Genomic DNA, 22,318 nt, shown 5'->3' on the forward strand with positions numbered 1-22,318 from the left:
CGTCCTTGTCGTTATGTTGAAGAGGCGGAATCTGCCGGGACGTGTGGCAGAAACCGGTACAGCAGGGGCAGGCTGAGCAGACCGCCCAGTGCCGCCCAGAGGGCGAAGGATTCGAGACGGGTGCCACCTCCGATGGCGGCAATCAGCGAACCACCTATCCCCATCACGGCAATCGAGATCATGCCGATTGCTGCAGACACCAGGCCTTTACTGTCATCGCTGGAAAACAGTGCCAGCCGGTACAGCGCGGCGTTGCTCATACCCAGCCCCACGGCATACAGCGCAAGACCGGTCATCAATCCGGCAAGCGAAAGGCTGGTCACCGCGGTGGCGATCAGGGTCAGCAAACCCAGGCAGAACGGCCAGAGCGCCAGACGAATCAGTTGCGGCAGATCCCGCAAGGCCAGCAGTCGATCAAGGATCAGATTGCCGACAATGACTGCCGAGAACACCGGAATCTGCCACAGCGCATATTCGCGCGTGGTCAGTCCCAGTAACTGGACGAGCAGCAGCGGCGCCAGTCCGATCCAGGCAATCAGCGGCAGGCTCATCAAACCCAGCGCCAGGCAGATGCCGACAAACCGGTGATTGCGCAGCAGTGCAAGGTAGCGACTGCTGATCTGGCGAAATGAGAAAGGAATCGGTGCTTGTTGACTACCATCGTGGCGCAAAACGCCGATCGTCTCTGGCATGCAGACATGCAGTCCGATCCAGGTCAGTGCCGCGATCAGGCCCAGACCGAGAAACAACTCGCGCCAGCTCAGCCACTCCAGCAGCAGACTGCCGAGCAGCGGGCCGAGCAGGGGCGAAAGCAGGGCGACATTGCCCAGCAGCGCCATCAGGCGGACCGCATCGGCCTCGCAGAAGACTTCCTGAAGCGCGGGGTAACTGACCGCTACGACAAACCCCAGGCCCATGCCTTGCAACAGGCGCAGGGCGTTGAACACTTCGATGCCGGGCGTGGCGACAGCCGCCGCACAGGTCACGCCGAACAGCGCACAACCGCCCAGCAGCAGCGGGCGCCGGCCGAACCGGTCGGACAGCGGCCCGATCAGCCATTGCAGGCAGACACCGCCGATCAGGTAAAGATTGAACGCGTTGGGGATGTGAGCGGCATCGGCTTCGAGATCCCGGGTGACGGTCAGCATGGCCGGCATGACCATGTCACTGGCCATGTAGGTCAGCCATTCGAACAGCGTGATGGCCAGACAGAAGCCGAGCGCCCGGCGCGGCGGGAGGTTGATGAGAGTTCTTTGCATGCGCTTCCTGGACAGTTGAGAGGGAGCGCAAAGGGTAGGGAGGGGAAGTCATTGTTCCTACGTCGTTGGTGTGACGGTCTGTGACTTCGTTATGCGTGATGTTGCAGAGGGAGACTTTCTTGCTTGCACAGGTGAAGCGCCCTACAGCATTGATCGCCGATCGATAAAAAAAGCCCACATTCCTGTGGGCATTTTTCCTGACGCTTAAATCCGTTGTTGCATTTGAACGGACGGACGCTGGCATCCTTTCCGTGAGATGGCTTAACGATGGTAGTCGTAGCCCGGGCCAGGCCCATAGTGGCGATGATCGCCATGCCAGCCGCCGTGGGGAAAGATGATGCAGCCGCTCAGGGTGAGCAGTGCAAGGACAGGAATCAGCCAGGTGATTCGACGCAGCATTTCAAGGATCCTCATGGTTGACGCCGTTTGAAGCCAAAGCTCTTCATCGGCTGTAACATGAGACCCCGTTTACCGCGGCGCATCCCCGTCAAACGGTATGTGCATGGCATCAACGCCGATACAAACCCGATACATTCCAACGGTTCAGGAACCTGTAATGACCCATAAGCAACGCTTGATATATTCGATTCTGATCGCCGTCGCCGTACTGCTGATCATGCTCGGCCTGTCCTGGCTGCAAAACGCCGGCAAGCTCAGCGAGCAAACGTTCCAGTACATCGCCATCGGTGTGGCGGTGGTGGTCGTGGTGATCAACGGCGTGATGCGCCGCAAGGTCAAGCCCTGACGGCGTCTGCCGGGTGCTTCAATCGTTGTTGAGCACCGCGGCAGCCTGAGGATGGAGGCTGTAGCTCTTGTCGTCGTTGAACGTGATCACGCCTTCGGCACACAGACGCTTGAGCACTTCACGAACGCTGAGGAAGGACAACGGAATGTCCAGATCCAGCAGTTGGCTATGCACGCCACGCACACCCAGACGCCGGTCATCCTCGGCGGCGACCAGCAGGGTGTCGATGACTTTGAGGCGAATCAGACTGGTGCGCAGGCCGAAGCTTTTGAGCAGCAAACGGATGCGCTCATTGCCGTGACGCTCGACCCGTTGCCCGAATACGTCGACGTGCGAACCCATGGGCGCTCCTTGTGGGGTCTGGCTACCTTCCGATGGTAGGGGTGGGTTGTACATGCGATTACTCCTTTCAGAGCCTGATCAGGAAAGGTTTTTTGTGCTCTCTCTAAACAAGACGTTTCAGCTCGACAAATCATGAAGCGAAAAATGTAGAAAATTTGTCGTCGTTTCGTCTTTTCCCCGTGATTACGGTTCGAGACGGATGTGTGGCCGACTAAATTTTTTTTCCGCGGCTTCGTTTTCTGGACAGGCTCATTGCGCGTGACGCGTGGGTGATTTCAGAGCGAGCCGGGCCCGACGTGTTCACGGTGGCGGGCGGTTCGCTCTTCGGCATTTCGATCAGGAGCGAGCGTGACTATTTCCAGGCAATTCACCGGACTGACCCTTGCCGGCCTGTTTCTCGGGCTGAGTCTGTCGGCGCAGGCATTCAGCCCTTCCGGCCAGACCGGCGCCGATATCCGTCGCACAGGTTTTGGCGTACCGCACATCCGCGCGGAAAACGAACGTGGTCTCGGGTTCGGCATCGGTTATGCCTATGCGCAGGACAACCTGTGCCTGCTGGCCAACGAGATCGTGACAGTCAACGGCGAGCGGTCGCGGTACTTCGGGCCGGAGCAACTGACCGTCGAAGAGCGCGAGAACCGCGTCAGCGACGTGTTCTTCCAGTGGCTCAACACGCCGCAGGCCGTGAATGCCTTCTGGCAGGCGCAACCGGTGGAAGTGCGTGATCTGGTGGAAGGTTATGCCGCCGGCTACAACCGTTACCTGGCCGAGCGTCGCCAGCAAGGCTTGCCGCAACAGTGCCAGGGTGAATGGGTGCGCGACATCGCTGCCGAAGACCTGGTGAAGCTGACCCGTCGCCTGCTGGTCGAGGGCGGAGTCGGTCAGTTCGCCGAAGCCTTGGCAGGTGCTACACCCCCGCAGTCCACTGCGCAGATTGAAAACGATGCGCGTGCTTACCAATTGGCGGACACGCGTCTGCAACGCTTCGCGCTCGACCGTGGCAGCAATGCGGTGGCGGTCGGCAGCGAGCGTTCGTTCAATGGCCGCGGGATGCTGCTGGCCAACCCGCATTTTCCGTGGGTCGGCGGCATGCGCTTCTATCAGATGCACCTGACCATTCCTGGCAAACTGGATGTGATGGGCGCGGCGCTGCCGGGCCTGCCGATGATCAACATCGGTTTCAACCAGCACCTGGCCTGGACCCACACCGTCGACTCGTCCAAGCATTTCACGCTTTATCGCCTGCAACTCGATCCGAAGGATCCGACCCGTTACCTGCTCGACGGCCAGTCCCTGCCGATGAACAAGCAGACGGTCACGGTGCAGGTCAAACAGGCGGACGGGCAGGTCGTGCCAGTACAGCGGGATGTCTACAGTTCGCAGTTCGGCCCGATCGTGCAGTGGCCCGGCAAGCTCGACTGGAACAATCAGTACGCCTATAGCCTGCGCGATGCCAACCTCGACAACGACCGGGTGCTGAAACAGTGGTACGCCATGAACCGCGCCGGCAATCTCAAGGATCTGCAGGATTCGGTGCATACCATCCAGGGCATCCCGTGGGTCAACACCCTGGCTGTGGATGACAAGGGCCAGACGCTGTACATGAACCTGTCGGTGGTGCCGAATGTCAGTGCCGACAAACTGGCCAGGTGCAGCGACCCGCGTATGGGCCTGCAAATGATCGTGCTCGACGGCTCCAGCAGCGCCTGCGCCTGGGACATCGACCCGCAAGCCGCACAGAAGGGCATTTACGCGTCCAGCCAACTGCCGCAGCTGTTGCGCAAGGACTTCGTCCAGCACTCCAACGACTCGGCGTGGCTGGCCAACCCGGCGCAACCGCTGACCGGCTTCTCGCCGCTGATCAGTCAGGACGGCCAGCCTCTGGGCCTGCGCTCGCGCTTTGCGCTGGATCGTCTGGCGACCCTGAGCAAGAAAGGCCCGGTGTCGGTGCAGGACCTGCAACACATGGTGATGGACGATCAGGTGTTCCTGGCGACTCAGGTGGTGCCGGATCTGTTGAAGTTCTGTGCTTCCCAGCCTGAGGCAGCGCTGAAATCGGTGTGCAGCAGTCTGAAAGCGTGGGACGGCCGGGCGAATCTGGAGTCGGGCATCGGGCTGGTGCATTTCCAGAGCATCATGCAAGCGATGCAGGAATCGCCGCAGGCCTGGCGTGTGGCGTTCGATCCGAAGGATGCGCAACACACCCCGCGCGGACTGGCCATTGAAAAGCCCGAAGTGGCCAAGGCACTGCGCGAGGCCATGCTGGCGTCGGCCGAGTCCGCCACCAAAATGGGCCTGACCGAGAAAACCCGTTGGGGCGATGTGCAGGTGGTCAGCAGTGGCGGTCAGCAAACGCCGATCCACGGTGGCCCGGGCACGCTGGGCATCTACAACGCGATCCAGAGCGTGCCCCGTGAAAACGGCAAGCTGGAAGTGGTCAGTGGCACCAGTTACCTGCAAGTCGTGACGTTCGACGACAAGGGGCCGCATGCCCAGGGTTTGCTGGCGTTCTCGCTGTCCAGTGATCCGGCGTCGAAGTATTCCCGCGACCAGACCGAGGCGTTCTCGAAGAAACAGTGGAGCGTGTTGCCATTCACCGAGCAGCAGATCAAGGCAGATCCGCAGTATCAGGTGCAGACCGTGCGTGATGATCTGGAAAAGGCGGGGAAAGTCGCGGCGCAGTAATCAGCTGTTCAACCCGTCGATAACCGCAAAAGCAGAAGGCCGCTCCCTCACGGGACCGGCCTTCAGTTTTTTGGCGGTTGCTGCGGCATCGGGTTGATCACCGGGTTGCCGTCCTTGTTGCGGGTCAGGAACACCGGCAGCACCTTGGGCATCGAGCCGGCGAAGCTGTTCAGCTCCTTGATGTTGTAAATGCCGCCGACCCGGATCGATCCGGTCGCGCTATCGGCAAGCATCAGAGGTTTGTCCAGGTAACGGTTGATCAACGGCAGCGCGTCGTTCAGCGCCAGGTTGTCGAGTACCAGTTTGCCGTTGCGCCAGGCCAGCGAGTTGTCGCTGGCATAGGTCTGGCTTATTTGCGGCATGAAGTCGCCGTGTCGGTAGCGAGCCTGCATCGAAGGGCCGAGGCGCAAGCCATCGCCTGGCAGCTGAGCGTTGCTGGTGACCAGTACCGAACCTTCGATCAAGTTGACCTTCACCTGATCCTCATACATCCAGACGTTGAAACGGGTGCCAGTGACGCGAATCCTGCCTTCTGCAGCCCTGACGACGAAAGGGTGGCTCAGGTCATGGCTGACTTCAAAGAAGGCCTCACCCTTTTTCAGGGTGACGCGACGCTCGTCCTTGTAATTGCTGTAGGTCAGTTCGGTGTTGAGGTTCAGCTCGACCTGACTGCCGTCGCCCAAAGTGACGTGGCGCACATTGTCGGTGGCGGCGAAGTGCTGATAGCTGTTGGGCAGCCACCCCAGATTCCACCCGGTCCAGGCCGCCAGCGGGAGCGCCAGCGCGCAAACGGAGGCGGCCACCGCGTATTGGCGCCACGTCCGGGCCGGCGGAGTGATCGGTATGACTACCGCAGGTTCCGGGCGTGGCAAATGTTCGGCGACATCCCAGATCTCCAGCATCGCCTCATATTCGAACGCGTGAAGCGGGTGCGCATCGCGCCACTGGTCGAACGCCTGCCGCTCTTCAGCGGTGCAATCGACGGCGTGCAGACGCATGCACCAATGCGCGGCGGCATCGGTGATCGCATCGTATTCGGCTTCCGAGAGGGTGTTCTGGGTCATTGACTCATCCTGATTTCCCGCATTCTAACCTCGGGGGGGAGGTGCCGAGAACAACCGTCATGGCAATTACCCATCAAACGTGGAACTTTTTTTCGCTCAGACGCCCCAAAAACCAGGACGTTTCGTGAACATTAACCACAAATGGAGTGAAAAAATGATCAAAAGAACCTTGGCCGCTTTCGTCGCCACCGCCAGTCTTCTGAGTGCAGGCGCGGCACTGGCTGACCGTCCTGGCGCAGGATGGATCACCATCGAGAAGGCCATCGAGGTCGTCAAGACCAAGGCCGGTTATGTCGAGGTCTACGAGATCGAGGCCGACAATGACGGCTATTGGAAAGGGGAAGGGCGCAAGGCTGACGGTGTGGTGTACGAATTCCGCATCGACGGCGCTTCGGGCAACGTCCTGCGTGACCAGAAGGACTGAGTCTCACGGTTGTCGAGCAATGCGCAGGTGTCGAGCCTGCGCATTTTTTTTGCGGATCAGACGGTAGGGACAGGATCCAGCTGGCGGCCGACTTCGCAGATCAGCAGCGCAATCGAGTCGGCATTGTGCAAGATGACGCCGACACGGGCATCCGATGACTGCTGATCCATGAACGCATTGCGCGCCTCGTTCATTGTCGTACTGTTCGTTTGCTTGAAAATTTCCGCAGCCGTGGTCTCTTTTTCGGGAATTCTGTCAAAGTCGATCCAGATCGCGCGATCCGGATTCCATTCCGCAAACAGTTGTGCCCGGGGTGTGGCCAGTGACAGCGCCATTCTCCGTTCGTCCTGCAACGACCGGAGCAACTTCGCACCGTCGGGTGTCACCGCCGATATCAGGTCACAGAAAGGCTCACGCCCGCGTACGGTTGCGATATCCCAGGCGTTGCTCAGTTGATGGGCGAGTTCGTGGATCAGGGTTTCGGCTTGCGCATGGCCGTCAATATCAAACCCTTGAGCAACGACGGGGACGTAGTCACCCAGGTCCTGGTCAAAAAAGTGCTGGGTGAAATGGACCTTGTTCTGCAGATCGCCATCGAGGACAAACGCAATCACGTCGTGGAACCAGTTGGTCGAACCGACGATGAACCGGTCGGTGTTGAGCAAATCATCAGCGGGATCTACCAGGGCGTTACAGATCGGCAAGATCGCGGTTTTTATCCTGGCCAGGATCTGCGTTGTGAGGCGCGGGACATCAAAAAACTCCATGAGAAACCGATTGACCCGTCCACCGGGCACAGCGGTTATGTCCAGAATCGCCAGGTTGTGCAGGCAGTTGAACGCATAATCCCGGGCCAGCCCCACTGCGTGCCCGAGTACCCGCGCTTTTTCAGGGTAGCGTCGAGTGATTTCTTCCATGCCGTGCGCTTCGATGTTGAGCATCGTGCGGCGCAGGCGCGTGTATTTGTTGTGCTCCAGCATTCTGGAGAAGGCTTTGCCGAAATGAACGGTCTGGCCGTGCGCGATCTGTACCATCCGCGAACCGTTTTTCAATAGCAACGGGCCGCGTTCCTCAGCTTTGGCCAATTGCCAGGCCGAACCCTGCTTGACGACCCGGTAGACCTTGCCATCAACGGCCGCATAGCTGCGGTTGTTCGCGGCGTTCTGATAGACGCCCTGAGCCGCGCTGTACGTGAGGTCCTTGAGCGCGACATCCTTCGCCTCGAAAGGCTGCAGGCGTGTGCGTTGTGGCGAGGTGGTTTCGATCTCGGCCAAGGTCGGTGCAATCGGTTTTTCGACTTTTCCAGTGCCGGTTGCGAGCGTCTGTTCGCCGACCTCGGCGCTCACTGCGCTTTCGGCCGACATTTCCGGCAAAAGGCCGACAAGCACCATCTGCTCCGCGCCGTCGATAAAAGATTTCAGTGCTCTTTTCCAATGATGATTCTGCAGGGCTTCGGCCGAGTCCTTGAATTCGTCGTAGGCTTGCCAGAGAAAGCGCCCATAGGCGAGTTTGCCTTGCAACATGTCCGTGACCTGTTTGATCTCGTCACTGAACAGGACTTTGGCGTTGTCCCAGTCGGATTGCCCGTCGCTGTCTTTCTGCGACCCGAGCATTTGTTTCAACACATCGAGGTTGTCCTGAAACAGCCGCTCCAGCAGGTTGCCCCCGATCGGGCGGTAATCGAGTGTTACTTCACTGGTCTGGCCGAGGGTGTCGGCGAACAGGCTGCGAAATGTTGCGCGTTGTGTGGGTGGCAGACGACGGAACAACAGGTTCTGCAGCAGCCCCGGAATATTAAGGGCGGCGATCAGACCCTGTTCATCGGGGAATTCGTGAAAGGCCTGCTCCGCATACGGGGTATAAAGCACTAACGGGCCTTTGTGCCCGGTACCGGGAGCCAGCACATACAGTCCACATGCTTCGACGGCGTTGGCCTTTTCCGTCTTGATCAATGACAGCGGACACACGATCGCGTGTGTCCCGGCGACGGCGTCGCGGGCGATGGCATCCGGCATGTCCAGTACCTGGCGGATGTAACTGAAGGCTTTCTCGGACAAATGCTGCTGAAGTTTCAGTGCATGAGCGTGTTGCAGCAATTGCCAGGGCACCTGGCGGAAAAAAAACTGCTGCCGGGCCATACCCGCCACTGATGTCGTCGATAGCGCCTCACGGACCTTGTCGCTGTAGGTGGTCGGTATCGCCAGGGACAGCAGCAGTTGTGTCACGGCGCTTTGGTTCAGCCCGTCCGGAAGGACCTGGGTGGTTCTCGAGGTGACCTTGAAACCGGTGCCCTGGGCGATGTTGATGTGATTGAGGGCAAACTCGACCAGGTTTCTGGCGGGCCCGGCCAGCGCCAGATTGGGCGTTATCTGAATGTGCCGGGGATTGAGCCCGCTCTTGGGGAATCGACTGTCGAGCAGTGATTTCAAGGTCTGCTCGACATGGCTGACCAGCGTCGGCACGCCTGTCAGGTAGTCCTTGTCGTCGACGACACTCTGGCGCCACTGCTCCATGAGTTCTACGTGCAGTTTCTGTTCCGCGTTCGCTGCCATGCCCAGCCACGCCGGGTAGGTCTGTTGTGTGGCAATGGCCCGGGCATGGGCCGTCGCCAGTTTGAGGTTGGTGTGAAAAGCCTGATTGCGCAGTTTCGTCAGAGCATTGTTGCGCCTGACGGGATCTTTCACGCGGGTGCGCACCTGCTCGCAGCGCCCGAGAAAATGCTCGATGGCCGATTGCACGCGATTGTGCAGCACGTTGTGTTCGATGATTTGAAATGCCCCAAGGGTGTAGCGCTGGTGGGGCTGAAACTGCGCGGGCAGCAGGTTTTCCAGTAACGACAGACGTTGCACGCTGTGCAGCAGCCGCTGATCGAGCATGCGCCGTGCAGCGGCGACAGTGTCGAACACTTCAATGCCCAGCGCGGGCGTCCAGATCACTGCCCGCCCTGAGTGACTGGCGTCCAGGCCGCCGCGCTCGGTCATCAGCAGGCAGTGGGCGAGCGGCAGTAGATCCTGCTGACCGGAAGACTCAAGGCTGAGTGTATAGGCATCGGGGCGAAAGCCCTCGAGGGAGTGCCGCAACGCACGGGTCGGCTGATCAGCGTTGATCACGGTGTTGACAATTGCCTGTACGGAGGCCGACAGGCTGTCGCCCAGCACCCGCAACCGGGCTTCGCCGGTGACACCGATAAACCATGCATGAGCAAGCATTGACTTCAGGCTTTCGAGAAACGGCCGTTGGGCCTCCTGATGCGCCATGGGTTGTGTTTCGAGCATCGCGACAAGCGGGCCCTCGACGCTGCTGAATGTCTTGATTGACGCGCGCGCCTTGTCTGCCAGTACCTGAGAGGGTTGCTGGTTGCCTGCCAGCACCGGATGCGTGCTCCATCGACCTGCACTGTCCAGCGCCACCAAACGCTCATGAATCATCGAGCGGATGTCCAGGCTCTTGTCGAACAGGGCCTGCAGATTCACCGCGCCATCGCTGTGGCGAAACACTTGCAAGGCGTATTCGATGTTTTGCCGCTGCTTGGTGATGATCAATTCGAAGAGGATCTTGAAGATTTCTCCGATGATCCGGTCTCCCGACACCTGCGGCTGGTCGAAACCCAGAAACCGGTTGCGCTCGTCAAGGCTGAGCAGGCCGTAGAGTTCGTCTTCGTGGCCCTTGGCAATGAACTTGCTCTGCAACGTCTGTTTCAGGTCTTTGTAGTCGGTGAGAACTTGCAGGCCCTGCACCGGCGTGTAAAGAAATGCCTGGCTTGCGCTGATCATCAGCGACCCCGCCAGTTCGACGTAGTTGGCTTCGTGCTCCCAGAGCCGCACGGTTTCGGTGAGAGGGCGTTGCGGGCCTTGCGCGTCGTGCGTTATCAGCTGATGCAGTGCGTTGAACTGTGTTGCATCGAGAATGCCGATTTCGCGTTTGACCATCCATTCGCTGCGTGCCTGGTCTTGCAGCACGTCGGCGAAGAACGTGCGGCGCGGCGCGCCGTCTGCAGATGCCGCATTCCAATAGTGTTCCAGTTGCCGGAAAAGCAGCGCTGGCAACATGCCGGACGCGCTTTTGACAGCCTCTTCCCATTGCGCTTGATCGCCTTTGGTGACCGATCTGCCTGGGTTGCTGAACTCCCGCAGTGCGGCGGTCGGCCACTGTTGATGCCGGTAATGCAACAGCACCGCATCGCTCAGGCTCATGGAGTCGAGCCAGTGTCTGGTCGGCGTCGCGGCATCGGCGCCGGTGGCATCGTCCAGGGTGTAGAAACCGACACGAGTACGGTTTTGCTGCAGGCTGCCGAAATGCGACTTGAGCAATTCATCCAGAATGCTTTCCAGCAGGTGATTGAGCGTCGGCAACTGCTCCAGCTCCGCACGCATGGCCTGCGCATTCAGAACTTGCCCCTGTTGGATGGCCGCGGTGTTTTCATCGAATACATCACCTTCGATGAGGCTGAACGACACCGTTATGTTTTCGGCATCGAACAGCCGCTTGCGTTGCGGCAACGACAGGAACGCAAACAGATTGGCCTGGTCGTCAGGATTGTTCAGTCGCTGCTCCAACTGTTGTTTCAAGTCGGCGCGGTCAGGGTACTTCTTGAGGCCGTCATACACGGTGTACAGGATCTGGGCTTTATTGACGGGCGTCTCGCCGAGAACGAACGCACCCGGCAACGGCAGCGGCATTCCCTTGCCAACATTGAGCAGGATGTGCTCGGCGCGCATGGCCGGGGTCTGCTGGCTGCGCAAGGCATGGGTGGACAGCTTTGCATGGGCGAGCCATCTGAATTCGTGTTCGGACAGACCGTGGGTCTTGCCCAGCTCGGTCCAGAGACCGGGGGAGTCAAGGACTTCGGGGAACAACAAGGGTTTGATGGGGGCAGACATGATCGAGTCTCGATGAGGGGCGCATGCTGGCAGGCGCCGATGGGTCGAGACGCAAGGCTAGGGCGGGTGACGGAGGCGAGGGTGGTAGATAAATACTGCGGGGTTGACAGGCAACCGGCCGGCCATGGTTAATCCTCTGGCGGGTTGTTCGTTCGCTGTTGTTCCCTCCAATAATTACTCTGGAGCTTCAGATGTCTGCGCCACACGATCATGCGGTCTCGTCCACGGTATCTCTGGACGAGCTGACTCAATTGCTGGAAAGGATTTTCACCCGTCACGGCACCTCCGCCGAAGTCGCCAGAACGCTGGCCGCCAATTGCGCGAATGCCGAGCGGGACGGTGCGCACAGTCACGGCGTATTCCGGATCCCCGGTTATGTCTCGACGCTCAACAGCGGCTGGGTCAACGGCAAGGCCGTGCCGAAAGTCGAGAATGTGGCTTCAGGATTCGTCAGCGTCGATGCCGGCAACGGTTTTGCCCAGCCTGCGCTGGCGGCGGCACGTGCGCTGCTGGTGGAAAAGGCCCGCAGTGCCGGGATCGCGGTGTTGGCGATCCGCAATTCCCATCACTTTGCCGCGCTGTGGCCGGACGTCGAGCCTTTCGCCGATGAAGGCCTGGTAGCGTTGAGCGTCGTCAACAGCATGACCTGCGTGGTGCCCCACGGTGCCGACCGGCCATTGTTCGGCACCAACCCGATCGCCTTCGCCGCGCCCCGGGCCGACGGTGCGCCGATCGTGTTCGACCTGGCCACCAGCGCCATCGCCCATGGCGACGTGCAGATCGCCGCGCGCAAGGGCGAGAAGCTGCCGGCGGGCATGGGTGTCGACAGCCTCGGCCAGCCGACCTGCGACCCGAAAGCGATTCTGGAAGGCGGCGCATTGCTGCCGTTTGGCGGGCACAAAGGCTCGGCGCTGTCGATGATGGTCGAGCTGCTGGCCGCCGCGCTGACCGGCGGCAATTTTTCGTTCGAGTTCGACTGGAAGAACCATCCGGGGGCCAAGACCCCGTGGACCGGTCAGTTGCTGATCGTGATCGACCCAAGCAAGACTGCCGGGCAAAGCTTTGCCGAACGCAGTCAGGAACTTGTGCGGCAGATGCACGGGGTCGGGCTCAAGCGTTTGCCGGGGGATCGGCGGCATTTGCAGCGGGCCAAGTCACTGGCCAAAGGAATCGAACTGGATCAACAGACCCTGTCGCAGTTGCGTGAACTGGCCGGCGAATGAGTGTGTGCCGGGCATGAAAAAGGCGAGCCCGAGGGCTCGCCTTTTTTGTTCGCGCTCAGCGGCGACCGAGCAGCAATCCGACCACCAGACCGAACCCGGCGGAAATCGCCACGGTCTGCCACGGGTGGCCGCCGATGTAGCTCTCGGTAGCGTCGACCGCCGGTTTGGTGCGGTCACGCACACTGGATACCGAATCCAGTGCCTGCTGCAATTTCAGGGCGATTTGTCCGCGCAGGGTTTCCGCTTCCTCGCCGACCAGTGAAGCACTGCTCTTGAGCAGTTTGTCCGACTCTTCGATCAGAGCCTGAAGTTCGCTGAACGCTTGATCCTTGATTTGGTCTTCAGCGGCTTGAACGGCGCTTTTGCGGGCCATTGGGTGACTCCTTGCAGGTGAATGGACAGTGAACAATGGAGTGTGGCGCGACTTGAAAAGTTGCAGCGATTTTCCATCCGGAGCAAAAACCAGCGTCAGAGGTTTCCGTCCAGCGTGTAAGATGTCGCCATTTGATGCAGCAGGTAATTCCCGATGAGTTTCAATCTGGCCGACAAATCCCTCGCAGAGCGCGCCGCGCTGGAAGATGAAAAATCCCGACTGTTCGAACTCTGGCAGAACAATCTGGGCAAAGCCAAGGGCGAAGCCGCGCGGTTGTTCGGCGAGCGCTCCAAACGCAAGGGCAAATGGGCCGAGTTCGTTCGCGCTGAACTGGACGGCATGTCGCCTCCGGAATTCGCCAACATGGTGCGCAGTGAAGTCAATCGCCTGATGGCGGCCAACAAGTAATCACTCGGCCCTGAAACTGGAGCCAATCGCTTCGCGCACCGTCAGCACCACCGGATCGATCTGGGTGCTGGTGCGCCAGCCCAGTTCGATCGGGTAACGCGGCAGCGCCAGCGGGCAGGGCAGCAGCGCCAGCCCGCTCATTGAAGCAATGGCCTGCGCGGCGTGGGTCGGAATGGTCGCCACCGCATCGCTGCCCTTGAGCAGATGGGGCAACGCCGCAAAATGCGTGGTCGAGGCGCAGACCCGGCGACTGCGGCCCAGCGCCGCCAGCCCTTCATCGGTGATCCCGATAAAACCGCCCGACGACACCAGAAGGTGCTCGCGGGTGACGAATTCCTCCAGATCGATCTGCTGCTGGCCCGGCGCAAGGCTCGCCGGATCCACCAGACACGCGTAACCCCCTTCACCCAACACCTGACGGCTGAGCAGCCGCTCGGCGAACCCGCCGGCGGTAATTGCCAAGTCGATGCTGCGTTCCATCAGTGCCCGGGCGACGATCTGGCTGTGGGTCTGGCGGAAAATCAGCCGCAGTTTTGGCGCACGACGGGCGATTTCCTCGATCAGTCGCCGGCCGTAAGCGATCTCGAAATCGTCCGATAGGCCCACGGTGACCGAGCGTCCTTCGTAGTGATTGGCCGTCGGGTCGACCATGGCCAGGCTTTGCCGACATTTATTCAGCGCATCGCTGACCACTGGTTTCAACTGGTTGGCCTTGAGCGTCGGCGCCAGTCCCCGGCCGGTGCGCACGAACAATTGATCGCCATACACCTCGCGCAACCGCCGTAAGGCCGCGCTGACCGCTGACTGGGTTACGCCCAGACGCAACGCCGCGCGGCTGGCACTGGATTCTTCATGCAGGGCTTCAAAGACTTTCAGCAGGTTGAGGTCGACGGTTGCGATATTCATCTGGCTCATATCATTCAGCAGTGGATTGGTCTTTATTCATGATCCCGTGGCGCCGGAGAATGAGCAACACCTGAACTTCACGGAGTGACCGCCATGCCCAAATCAATCGTTGCCGCCCTGCAGATCGGCGCCTTGCCCGGTGGCAAGGCTGAGACCCTGGAACAGATCCTGAGCTGGGAAACCGCGATCATCGAATCCGGCGCCGCGTTGGTGGTGATGCCCGAAGCGTTGCTCGGCGGTTACCCGAAGGGCGAGGGCTTCGGCACGCAATTGGGTTACCGCTTGCCGGAAGGCCGCGAGGCCTACGCCCGTTACTTCGCCAACGCTATCGATGTGCCCGGTGCGGAAACCGAAGCGCTGGCCGGTCTGTCGGCACGCACCGGGGCCAATCTGGTGATAGGCGTGATCGAACGGGCCGGCAGCACCTTGCACTGCACCGCGCTGTATTTCGACCCGCAGGCAGGACTCGTGGCCAAACACCGCAAGCTGATGCCTACCGGCACCGAACGGCTCATCTGGGGCAAGGGCGACGGTTCGACACTGCCGGTGCTCGACACTCAGGTCGGCAAACTCGGCGCCGTGATCTGCTGGGAAAACATGATGCCGCTGATGCGCACGGCGATGTACGCAAAAGGCATCGAGGTCTGGTGTGCCCCGACCGTGGACGAGCGCGAGATGTGGCAGGTGAGCATGCGCCACATCGCCCACGAAGGGCGCTGCTTTGTGGTCAGCGCCTGTCAGGTGCAGGCCTCACCGAATGAACTGGGCGTAGAGATCGCCAATTGGCCGGCGGACCGGCCGCTGATTGCCGGTGGCAGCGTGATTGTCGGGCCGATGGGCGACGTGCTGGCCGGGCCGTTGCGCGGCGAGGCCGGGTTGCTCACCGCCGAAATCGACACCGAAGAACTGGTGCGCGCCCGCTACGACTACGACGTGGTCGGCCACTATGCGCGGCCGGATGTGTTCGAGTTGAGCGTCGACGAGCGGGCCAAGCCAGGCGTGCGTTTCACGGTTTGACGGATTGTCGGCGCCGCCATTCTTCGCGGGTGATTTCCCAGATTTCCCGTGGGAAGCGGCCGCCGACGAAGTCGTCCTCATCGGTGCGAATCAAGCGCATGCCAGCGCGTTCCGAGAGCTTTCGCGAACCAAGGTTCGGTGCGGCTTTCGGCACGCGCATCAACGGTTGATCGAGGGTTTCGAACCAGTACCGGGTCACGGCTTCGCTGGCTTCGGTCATGAAGCCCTGACCCTGCCAGGCCGGGGCGAGCCAGAACCCACGGTGGTTGTCCGGCTCGTCCATCAGGCTGATGTTGCCGATCAATTGCTCTGGCGCCGATTTTAGGCGAATCGTCCAGTGCCACTCTTTGCCCGCTGAAATGGCAGGCAGCGCAATGTCACGCAGGTAGGTGAGGGCGCCGTCGTCCGGATAAGGCCAGGGCACGAAGACGTTCAGATAACGCACCACTTCCCAGTGGGGGAATTGCTGCTGGATGGCCTCGGCGTCCGCCAGTTCAAGTGGACGCAAGATCAGTCGTTCGGTGTACAGCGTGGGGATGTCTTCCATAAACCTGCGGCTTCCATGTTTCTGATAGTAAACGCTGCAGGCTACCGCATCTTTACCAGGTTGCGGCACTGGCTCTCGGCAGACTCAGCTTGCCGGTGTCGACAAAACGCATCGTGCCAAACAACCCGCCCGCAAGTTTGCCGCGCAGCACATAGGGCAGGTTGTCGAGGGTTTGCGTCTGGCTCAGGCCCAAGGTCTGGCGCAGCACCGAGAACGCGGAAATGCTCACCGGGACGCTGACGATGGTTTCGGAGAACCGTGGAATCGAGCCGCTCTGATCGCTAACGCCCGACGCCAGGGAGTGGCCGTTGACCTCCAGATCCAGCGCGATGCCGTTGTAGTCGATGGGCGTTTCGTTGGGGTTCTGCACCCGCAGCTTGATCGCGAAGCGCACTTCCAGATCCTGGCTCGGCAGCGGTTCGAGGCCGACCACGTTGATGTTCACCGGGTCGCGGTTGGGAAACAGCGCACAGGCGCTGAGGGAGAGCAGAAGCAGGGACAGGATGACGGCTTGGAGGCGGCGCATTGATGCTCTCTCATTGAAAAGGGGCTGAACCGTGGTCGGTATCAGCCCTTCTTTCATGGAGCGGACAGGATCAACGGTTCAACTGTGCGACAGCGGCCGTTGATGCGGGTTCAGCTTTGGCCGGCAGGTCGGGGTTTTCCATGACCTGAAGGATAGAGGCTTCCGGGTCGAAGTCATCTTCTTCCAGTTCGATGAATTCTTCCGGCAGGAAGATATTCAGCACGATGGCACACAGTGCACCGACGGTAATCGGCGATTCGAAGATGTTGCGCAGCGCCTGCGGCAGTTCGCGCAGCACTTCCGGCACGGCGGCGATGCCCAGGCCCATGCCGACTGAAATCGCCACGATCAGCATGTTGCGCCGATGCAGGCCGGCCTCGGCGAGGATCTTGATCCCGGCCACGGCTACGGTGCCGAACATCACCAGCTCTGCGCCGCCGAGCACCGGTTTCGGCATCAGTTGCAGCACCGCACCGATCATCGGGAACAGTCCCAGCAACACCAGCAGGCCGGCGATGAAGAACGCGACGTAACGGCTGGCGACGCCGGTGAGCTGGATCACCCCGTTGTTCTGGGCGAAAGTCACCATCGGCATGCTGTTGAAAACCGCCGCCATGGCCGAGTTGAGGCCATCGGCGAGCAGCCCGGACTTGATTCGGCGGATGTACAACGGGCCTTTGACCGGCTGACGGGAAATCATCGAGTTGGCGGTCAGGTCACCGGCAGCTTCCAGCGGCGACACCAGGAAAATCACCGCCACCGGCACAAACGCCACCCAGTCGAAGTTGAAACCGTACTTGAACGGCACCGGCACGCTCACCACCGGTACTTCGGGCAGATTGGCGAAATCCACGGTGCCCATCAGCCACGCCACCACGTAGCCGAGGGTCAGGCCGATGACGATCGCGCCCAGCCGCAGGAACGGCACGTCAACCCGGTTCAACACCACGATGGTGCCCAGCACCAGCGCCGCCAGAAACACATGGCTGGCCGCGCCCAGATCCGCCGCGCCGAAGCCGCCGGCAATGTCGGTCATCGCCACGTTGATCAGCGACAGGCCCATCAGGGTGATGATGGTGCCGGTGACCACCGGGGTGATCAGCATGCGCAACTTGCCGATAAACTGGCTCAGCACCACTTCGATGAAGGCGGCGAAGAAGCACACGCCGAAGATCGTCGAGAGGATTTCATCGGTGCCGCCGCCCCGGGCCTTGACCATGAAACCGGCGCTGAGAATCACGCTGATAAAGGAAAAACTGGTGCCTTGCAGGCACAGCAACCCCGAACCGACCGGGCCGAAACGCTTGGCCTGAACGAAGGTGCCGAGCCCCGAGACGAACAGCGCCATGCTGATCAGGTACGGAATTTCGCTCTGCAGACCGAGGGCGCCACCCATGATCAGGGTCGGGGTGATGATGCCGACGAAGCTGGCCAGCACGTGTTGCAGGGCGGCAAACACCGTTGCGGTGAAGTGCGGACGGTCATTGAGGCCGTAGATCAGATCGTTGTTGCGCGGGGCTTTTTCAGAGACGGTCATGGTGGTTTGCGTGCCGCAATGCGGGGCCGGGTCGGAAAATGGGTGCGCAGGATGCCGTAAGAGGGGAGCGAGGGCAACGCATTAAAACTGCCCAAAAGGTCAGGTTCGACCAAAGGCTGACAACAGGTCGTCTTCAAACGCCTTTTGTGCTTCTCCCGGCACCTGCGCCCGATGCCGGGCCAGATGGAACGCCACGTCAAAGCTCAACTCGCCTTCGCGCACCGGGCGCAACAGACCCTTTTCCTGCCATTGGCGGGCGTAATGGTTGGGCAGATAACCGACGTGCTTGCCGGACAGAATGAAGGCGAGGGTGCCTTCGACCTGTTCCGAACGGGCCGAGCAGACCTTGCCCTGGAACGGCTCGTCACTGCGCAGGAACCGGTAGGGGTGATCGACCCGGTCGCAGGCCTGCAACGCGGCGTCATCGGGAGCATCGTCGGTAAACAGCGGATGACCGGGGGCGCAATACAGATGCTGGGTTTCGCTGAACAGCTCGCGATAGTCGAACGCGCTCTGCACCTGGGAGAAATAACCGATGGCCAGGTCCAGCCGCTGTTGCAGCAACAGACGCTCCATTTCGCCGGGCATGGCGCTGATCAGTTCGATGCGCACTGATTCGTCCCGCTCGCGAAACCGCCGGATCGCATCCGCCACCCGTTGCAGCACCGACTGATCGACCGCTTCCGACAGACCCAGCCGCACTTCACCGATCAATCGTCCGGCGACGCCGTTGGATTGATGGCGGAAGGTTTCGATCGAATCGAACAGCGCCCGGGCGGCAATCAACAGCTGTTCGCCCTTGGGCGTCAGGCTGAAACCGGCCTTGCCACGGTTGCACACCCGATAGCCGAGACGGGTTTCAAGCTTGGCCATTTGCTGGCTGATGCTCGACTGGCTCAGGCCCAGTTCGCCTTGAGCAGCACTGAAACCATTGGATTCGACCACGCCGAGAAACAGCCGCAGAAGCTGAAGATCGACATCGTGGAGCTGACCGAGCATCACATTACTCCGGGATAAAGTCAGGTTAACAAACTTGATATTTCTCGAATGTATCCGACGGCGCATCCTGCCACCACTTCCTTCGGTCAGGTGTTCGTCATGGCTCCCGTCTTCAAGCTGTGTTTGCCCGCTTTGTTGCTTACCGTCTCCATCGCCGCCCAGGCCGAAGAGAAAACCCTCAATCTCTACAGCTGGGCCGATTACGTGGCGCCTGAAACCTTGCAGCGCTTCGAAAAGGAAACCGGCATCCACGTGCGCTACGACACTTTTGATACCTCCGAGGTGCTGGAAACCAAGCTGCTTACGGGCGGCAGTGGCTATGACGTGGTGGTGCCATCGTCCAGCGTGTTGGCCCGTGGTTTGGCCGCCGGCGCGCTGAAGGAAATCCCTCACGAAGGGCTCAAGGGCTACGCCAATCTCGATCCGGATCTGCTGGGAAAACTGACGGCGGTCGATCCCGGCAACCGCTACGGCGTGCCTTACACCTGGGGCACCCTCGGCCTGGGCATGAACGTCGAGGCAGTCCAACAGCGGCTGCCGGACGTGCCGCTCAACAGCCTCGATCTGCTGTTCAAGCCGGAATATGCCAGCAAACTCAAGGATTGCGGGATTGCGATTCTCGACTCGCCTCAGGAAGTGATCGGCCTGGCGCTGCACTATCTCGGTAAAGATCCCTACAGCACCGACAAGACCGATCTGGCCGCCGCCGAAGCCTTGTTGCAGAAGTTGCAGCCCTCGGTGCTGTACGTCGCCACCGGCCGGCAGATCAACGATCTGGCCAACGGCAGCGTCTGCCTGGCGCTGACCTATAACGGTGACGCGAGCATGGCCGCCGATCAGGCGCGCAAGGCCAACAAGCCGTTTGAGGTCGCTTACCGGATTCCCAAGGAAGGCACGCTGGTGTGGCAGGACAACCTCGCCATCCCCAAAGACGCGCCGCACCCCGAAGCCGCACGCACCTTCATCGAATTCATGTTGCGCCCCGAATCCGTGGCGGCGCTGACCAATACGCTGTTCTTCGCCACCGCCAACCAGGCCGCCACGCCGCTTTTGGACGAAGCGGTGCGCAATGATCCGGACATTTTCCCGAAACTCGAAGTGCGCGAGCGGCTGTACGCCGACCACAGCGTGAGCCTCAAGGACATGCGCCAGCGCACACGCCTGTGGACCACCTTCCGTAGCCGCCAATAGCCCTTCATAACAACAGGAACACACCGATGGACGTGCCCATGCAAAACGATCAGGCCCTGACCCGTGACAGCCTTTACGGCACTGCTGCCGAAAGCACCTACGCCGGGATCACCAGTTTCATGCGCCGGCGCTACAGCCGTGACCTGCGCGGCGTGGACGTGGCGGTCAGCGGTGTGCCGTTCGACACCGCCACCAGCAACCGTCCCGGCGCGCGTTTCGGGCCGCGCGGAATTCGTGCGGCGTCCACCGGGATTGCCTGGGAACGGCACTGGCCGTGGGCGTTCGACCCGTTCGATCATCTGGCGGTGATCGATTACGGCGATTGCGACTTCGATTACGGCTCGCCGCACACCATTCCGGAAAGCATCGAGGCTCACGCCGAGCACATCCTCAGCTCCGGCAGCGCCATGCTCACCTTTGGTGGCGACCACTTCATCAGTTACCCGCTGCTCAAGGCCCATGCGCGCAAGCACGGCACGCTGTCACTGATCCACTTCGATGCACACAGCGACACCTGGCCGGACGAGGGTGGCAAGCGGGTCGATCACGGCACCATGTTCTGGCACGCCGCGCGGGAAGGGCTGGTGGATCCGGCGCGTTCGGTGCAGATCGGTTTGCGCACCACCAACGACGATCATCAGGGCTTTCAGGTGCTGGACGCGCGGCAAGTGCATCGGCGCGGCTGCGAAGCGATCGTCGAGGCGATTCGTGCGCGAGTCGGGGATAACCCGGTGTACCTGACGTTCGACATCGATTGCCTCGATCCGGCTTTCGCACCGGGCACCGGGACCCCGGTGTGCGGCGGGTTGAGCACGGTGCAGGCGCTGGAGATCCTCGGCGGCCTGCGCGGGATCAATCTGGTCGGCATGGACGTGGTGGAAGTGGCGCCGGCCTATGACCATGCAGACGTGACGTCGCTGGCGGCGGCAACCCTGGCCATGGAGATGCTTTGCCTGTATGCGGCCCGGCACAAAGTCGACGCGTGATCCCCTCCGAGTCTGGTGAAAGCTCCTGACAATTTCTGACACCAGGCTCTGCTAAGCTCCGGCAAACTTTTGTCCGGAGCCTCTCACCGTGTCGCGAACCACTCGCCTGTTGACCCTGCTGCAAGTGCTGCGTGGCAAGAAACGCCCGGTGACTGCGGCGACGCTGGCGTCCGAGCTGGAGATCTCCGAGCGCACGCTCTATCGCGACATCGCCGAATTGACCGCACTCGGCGCGCCGATCCATGGCGAGGCGGGCATCGGTTATGTGTTGCGCAGCGGCCTGTTTCTACCCCCGCTGATGCTCAACGCCGACGAGACCGAAGCCATCGTGCTGGGCCTGCGTTATGTCGATCAGCGCGGTGACGAGGTGCTGAGCAAAGCCGCCGCCGACGCGCTGGCGAAAATCGCTGCCGTGCTGGACCCGCAGGCCCAGGAGGCGCTGCGCAATCCAACCGTCATGCCCGGGCCGCCGGGCTACGGCTTTCCGCAAAACGCGGTGCCGTTGAACGTTTTCCGTCACGCGATCCGCGATCAGGCCAAGTTGCACATCGATTACGCCGATGCGCAGCAGGTGCAGAGCCAGCGCTTGATCTGGCCGCTGGCGCTGGGCTTTCTCAACGAGGTGCGGATCATCGTCGCGTGGTGCGAGTTGCGCGGCGCCTATCGCACCTTTCGCACCGACCGGATTGCCGCGGCGAGCCTGCAGGGCGAGCGCTATCCGGGGCGGCGCAGCGACCTGTTGCGCACCTGGCAGCGGCAGATGCAACTGGACGAAAATGGCCGTTTCACTCCTGACAGGAATTGACGCAGGGCTGTTCTAGGATGGCGACAGAACCCGAAAAAAGGAGCTGTAATCATGTTCCACCCCACCTCGATCCTCGCCCCGGCCATCGTTGAGTACATCAACGCCGCCAATGCTCGCGATACGTCCCGGGTCGGCAGTTTTTTTGCCGAGGATGCCCATGTGTTCGATGAAGGCCATCATCAGGTCGGCCCGCAGGCCATCGCCAACTGGATGCAAGACACCGCCCAGCGCTATCAGCCGCGGGTGGAAGTGCTGGGCGTTCAGCAGCGCACCGGCAAGGTGCTGGTGCAAGGGCTGATCTCCGGAACGTTCCCCGGCAGCCCGTTGGAGCTGCGCTACACGTTCCGGCTCAACGAACAGGGCAAAATCGCTCGGCTGGATATTTCCCTGTAGCCATCGTG

At 61.0% G+C, this 22,318-nt stretch carries 21 protein-coding genes; 10 read left to right on the forward strand and 11 right to left on the reverse strand.

Going from position 1 to position 22,318, the window contains the following annotated elements; all coding sequences use genetic code 11:
• Positions 1–11 precede the first annotated feature (11 nt).
• Both GQX66_RS22655 and GQX66_RS22660 read right to left on the reverse strand, forming a co-directional pair.
• Positions 12–1,259, reverse strand: coding sequence for an MdfA family multidrug efflux MFS transporter (locus GQX66_RS22655; protein WP_102686255.1), 1,248 nt, complete (start codon positions 1,257–1,259; stop codon positions 12–14).
• 261 nt (positions 1,260–1,520) lie between these two features.
• Positions 1,521–1,658: a hypothetical protein gene (locus GQX66_RS22660; RefSeq protein WP_240871610.1), complete on the reverse strand. Its 138-nt coding sequence runs from the start codon at positions 1,656–1,658 to the stop codon at positions 1,521–1,523.
• A gap of 157 nt (positions 1,659–1,815) precedes the next feature.
• Here GQX66_RS22660 and GQX66_RS22665 point away from each other — a divergent pair, with 157 nt between their 5' ends.
• On the forward strand, positions 1,816–2,004 hold the full coding sequence (locus tag GQX66_RS22665; protein WP_007957552.1) for a hypothetical protein: 189 nt from the start codon (positions 1,816–1,818) through the stop codon (positions 2,002–2,004).
• Between the two features lie 18 nt (positions 2,005–2,022).
• Here the strand turns inward: GQX66_RS22665 and GQX66_RS22670 are convergent, their stop codons facing one another.
• On the reverse strand, positions 2,023–2,400 hold the full coding sequence (locus GQX66_RS22670; protein ID WP_085745805.1) for a fe2+ zn2+ uptake regulation protein: 378 nt from the start codon (positions 2,398–2,400) through the stop codon (positions 2,023–2,025).
• Positions 2,401–2,694: 294 nt separating this feature from the next.
• Here GQX66_RS22670 and GQX66_RS22675 point away from each other — a divergent pair, with 294 nt between their 5' ends.
• A complete protein-coding gene (locus GQX66_RS22675; protein WP_240871612.1) occupies positions 2,695–5,031 on the forward strand; it encodes an acylase in 2,337 nt (778 codons plus the stop codon).
• 62 nt (positions 5,032–5,093) lie between these two features.
• Here GQX66_RS22675 and GQX66_RS22680 read toward each other — a convergent pair whose 3' ends face one another.
• Positions 5,094–6,095 (reverse strand): FecR family protein, encoded by a 1,002-nt coding sequence (locus GQX66_RS22680; RefSeq protein WP_240871614.1) that lies wholly within the window; start codon positions 6,093–6,095, stop codon positions 5,094–5,096.
• Positions 6,096–6,249: 154 nt separating this feature from the next.
• On the opposite strand from GQX66_RS22680, the gene GQX66_RS22685 reads away from it, so the two are divergent.
• A complete protein-coding gene (locus tag GQX66_RS22685) occupies positions 6,250–6,519 on the forward strand; it encodes a PepSY domain-containing protein (protein ID WP_134019801.1) in 270 nt (89 codons plus the stop codon).
• A 56-nt stretch (positions 6,520–6,575) separates the two neighbouring features.
• Here GQX66_RS22685 and GQX66_RS22690 read toward each other — a convergent pair whose 3' ends face one another.
• The gene (locus GQX66_RS22690) at positions 6,576–11,399 is read right to left on the reverse strand and encodes a M35 family metallopeptidase (protein ID WP_240871616.1); all 4,824 of its coding nucleotides are present in this window, start codon (positions 11,397–11,399) and stop codon (positions 6,576–6,578) included.
• A 191-nt stretch (positions 11,400–11,590) separates the two neighbouring features.
• On the opposite strand from GQX66_RS22690, the gene GQX66_RS22695 reads away from it, so the two are divergent.
• The gene (locus GQX66_RS22695) at positions 11,591–12,622 is read left to right on the forward strand and encodes an Ldh family oxidoreductase (protein WP_134019807.1); all 1,032 of its coding nucleotides are present in this window, start codon (positions 11,591–11,593) and stop codon (positions 12,620–12,622) included.
• Between the two features lie 55 nt (positions 12,623–12,677).
• Here the strand turns inward: GQX66_RS22695 and GQX66_RS22700 are convergent, their stop codons facing one another.
• A complete protein-coding gene (locus GQX66_RS22700; RefSeq protein WP_016982860.1) occupies positions 12,678–12,995 on the reverse strand; it encodes a DUF883 family protein in 318 nt (105 codons plus the stop codon).
• A gap of 153 nt (positions 12,996–13,148) precedes the next feature.
• Between GQX66_RS22700 and GQX66_RS22705 the strand changes: the two genes are divergently transcribed.
• Positions 13,149–13,403 (forward strand): hypothetical protein, encoded by a 255-nt coding sequence (locus tag GQX66_RS22705; RefSeq protein WP_007957535.1) that lies wholly within the window; start codon positions 13,149–13,151, stop codon positions 13,401–13,403.
• On the opposite strand, the gene GQX66_RS22710 is transcribed toward GQX66_RS22705, so the two are convergent.
• A complete protein-coding gene (locus GQX66_RS22710; RefSeq protein ID WP_134019810.1) occupies positions 13,404–14,318 on the reverse strand; it encodes a LysR family transcriptional regulator in 915 nt (304 codons plus the stop codon).
• Between the two features lie 84 nt (positions 14,319–14,402).
• On the opposite strand from GQX66_RS22710, the gene GQX66_RS22715 reads away from it, so the two are divergent.
• The gene (locus tag GQX66_RS22715; RefSeq protein WP_134019813.1) at positions 14,403–15,326 is read left to right on the forward strand and encodes a carbon-nitrogen hydrolase family protein; all 924 of its coding nucleotides are present in this window, start codon (positions 14,403–14,405) and stop codon (positions 15,324–15,326) included.
• On the opposite strand, the gene GQX66_RS22720 is transcribed toward GQX66_RS22715, so the two are convergent.
• The 4 genes from GQX66_RS22720 to GQX66_RS22735 form a co-directional block, all read right to left on the reverse strand.
• Positions 15,316–15,873: a GNAT family N-acetyltransferase gene (locus tag GQX66_RS22720; RefSeq protein WP_240871617.1), complete on the reverse strand. Its 558-nt coding sequence runs from the start codon at positions 15,871–15,873 to the stop codon at positions 15,316–15,318. The genes GQX66_RS22715 and GQX66_RS22720 overlap by 11 nt on opposite strands.
• A 52-nt stretch (positions 15,874–15,925) precedes the next feature.
• Positions 15,926–16,399, reverse strand: coding sequence for an LEA type 2 family protein (locus GQX66_RS22725; RefSeq protein WP_007957522.1), 474 nt, complete (start codon positions 16,397–16,399; stop codon positions 15,926–15,928).
• Between the two features lie 70 nt (positions 16,400–16,469).
• On the reverse strand, positions 16,470–17,936 hold the full coding sequence (locus GQX66_RS22730; RefSeq protein ID WP_240871620.1) for a nucleobase:cation symporter-2 family protein: 1,467 nt from the start codon (positions 17,934–17,936) through the stop codon (positions 16,470–16,472).
• Between the two features lie 99 nt (positions 17,937–18,035).
• Positions 18,036–18,935, reverse strand: a complete 900-nt coding sequence (locus tag GQX66_RS22735) for a LysR family transcriptional regulator (protein WP_240871622.1) — start codon at positions 18,933–18,935, stop codon at positions 18,036–18,038.
• 99 nt (positions 18,936–19,034) lie between these two features.
• Here GQX66_RS22735 and GQX66_RS22740 point away from each other — a divergent pair, with 99 nt between their 5' ends.
• The 4 genes from GQX66_RS22740 (at position 19,035) to GQX66_RS22755 (ending at position 22,310) form a co-directional block, all read left to right on the forward strand.
• Complete coding sequence (locus GQX66_RS22740; RefSeq protein WP_240871624.1) at positions 19,035–20,126, forward strand: polyamine ABC transporter substrate-binding protein; 1,092 nt, start codon at positions 19,035–19,037, stop codon at positions 20,124–20,126.
• A gap of 26 nt (positions 20,127–20,152) precedes the next feature.
• On the forward strand, positions 20,153–21,112 hold the full coding sequence (gene speB, locus GQX66_RS22745; protein ID WP_064381781.1) for an agmatinase: 960 nt from the start codon (positions 20,153–20,155) through the stop codon (positions 21,110–21,112).
• Between the two features lie 88 nt (positions 21,113–21,200).
• Entirely contained in the window at positions 21,201–21,917 is a 717-nt protein-coding gene (locus GQX66_RS22750; RefSeq protein ID WP_115077845.1) for a YafY family protein, read from the forward strand.
• A gap of 51 nt (positions 21,918–21,968) precedes the next feature.
• Complete coding sequence (locus GQX66_RS22755) at positions 21,969–22,310, forward strand: nuclear transport factor 2 family protein (RefSeq protein WP_007957516.1); 342 nt, start codon at positions 21,969–21,971, stop codon at positions 22,308–22,310.
• Positions 22,311–22,318 lie beyond the last annotated feature (8 nt).

This window comes from Pseudomonas sp. B707, assembly GCF_022496685.1.
Classification (GTDB): domain Bacteria; phylum Pseudomonadota; class Gammaproteobacteria; order Pseudomonadales; family Pseudomonadaceae; genus Aquipseudomonas; species Aquipseudomonas paraglycinae.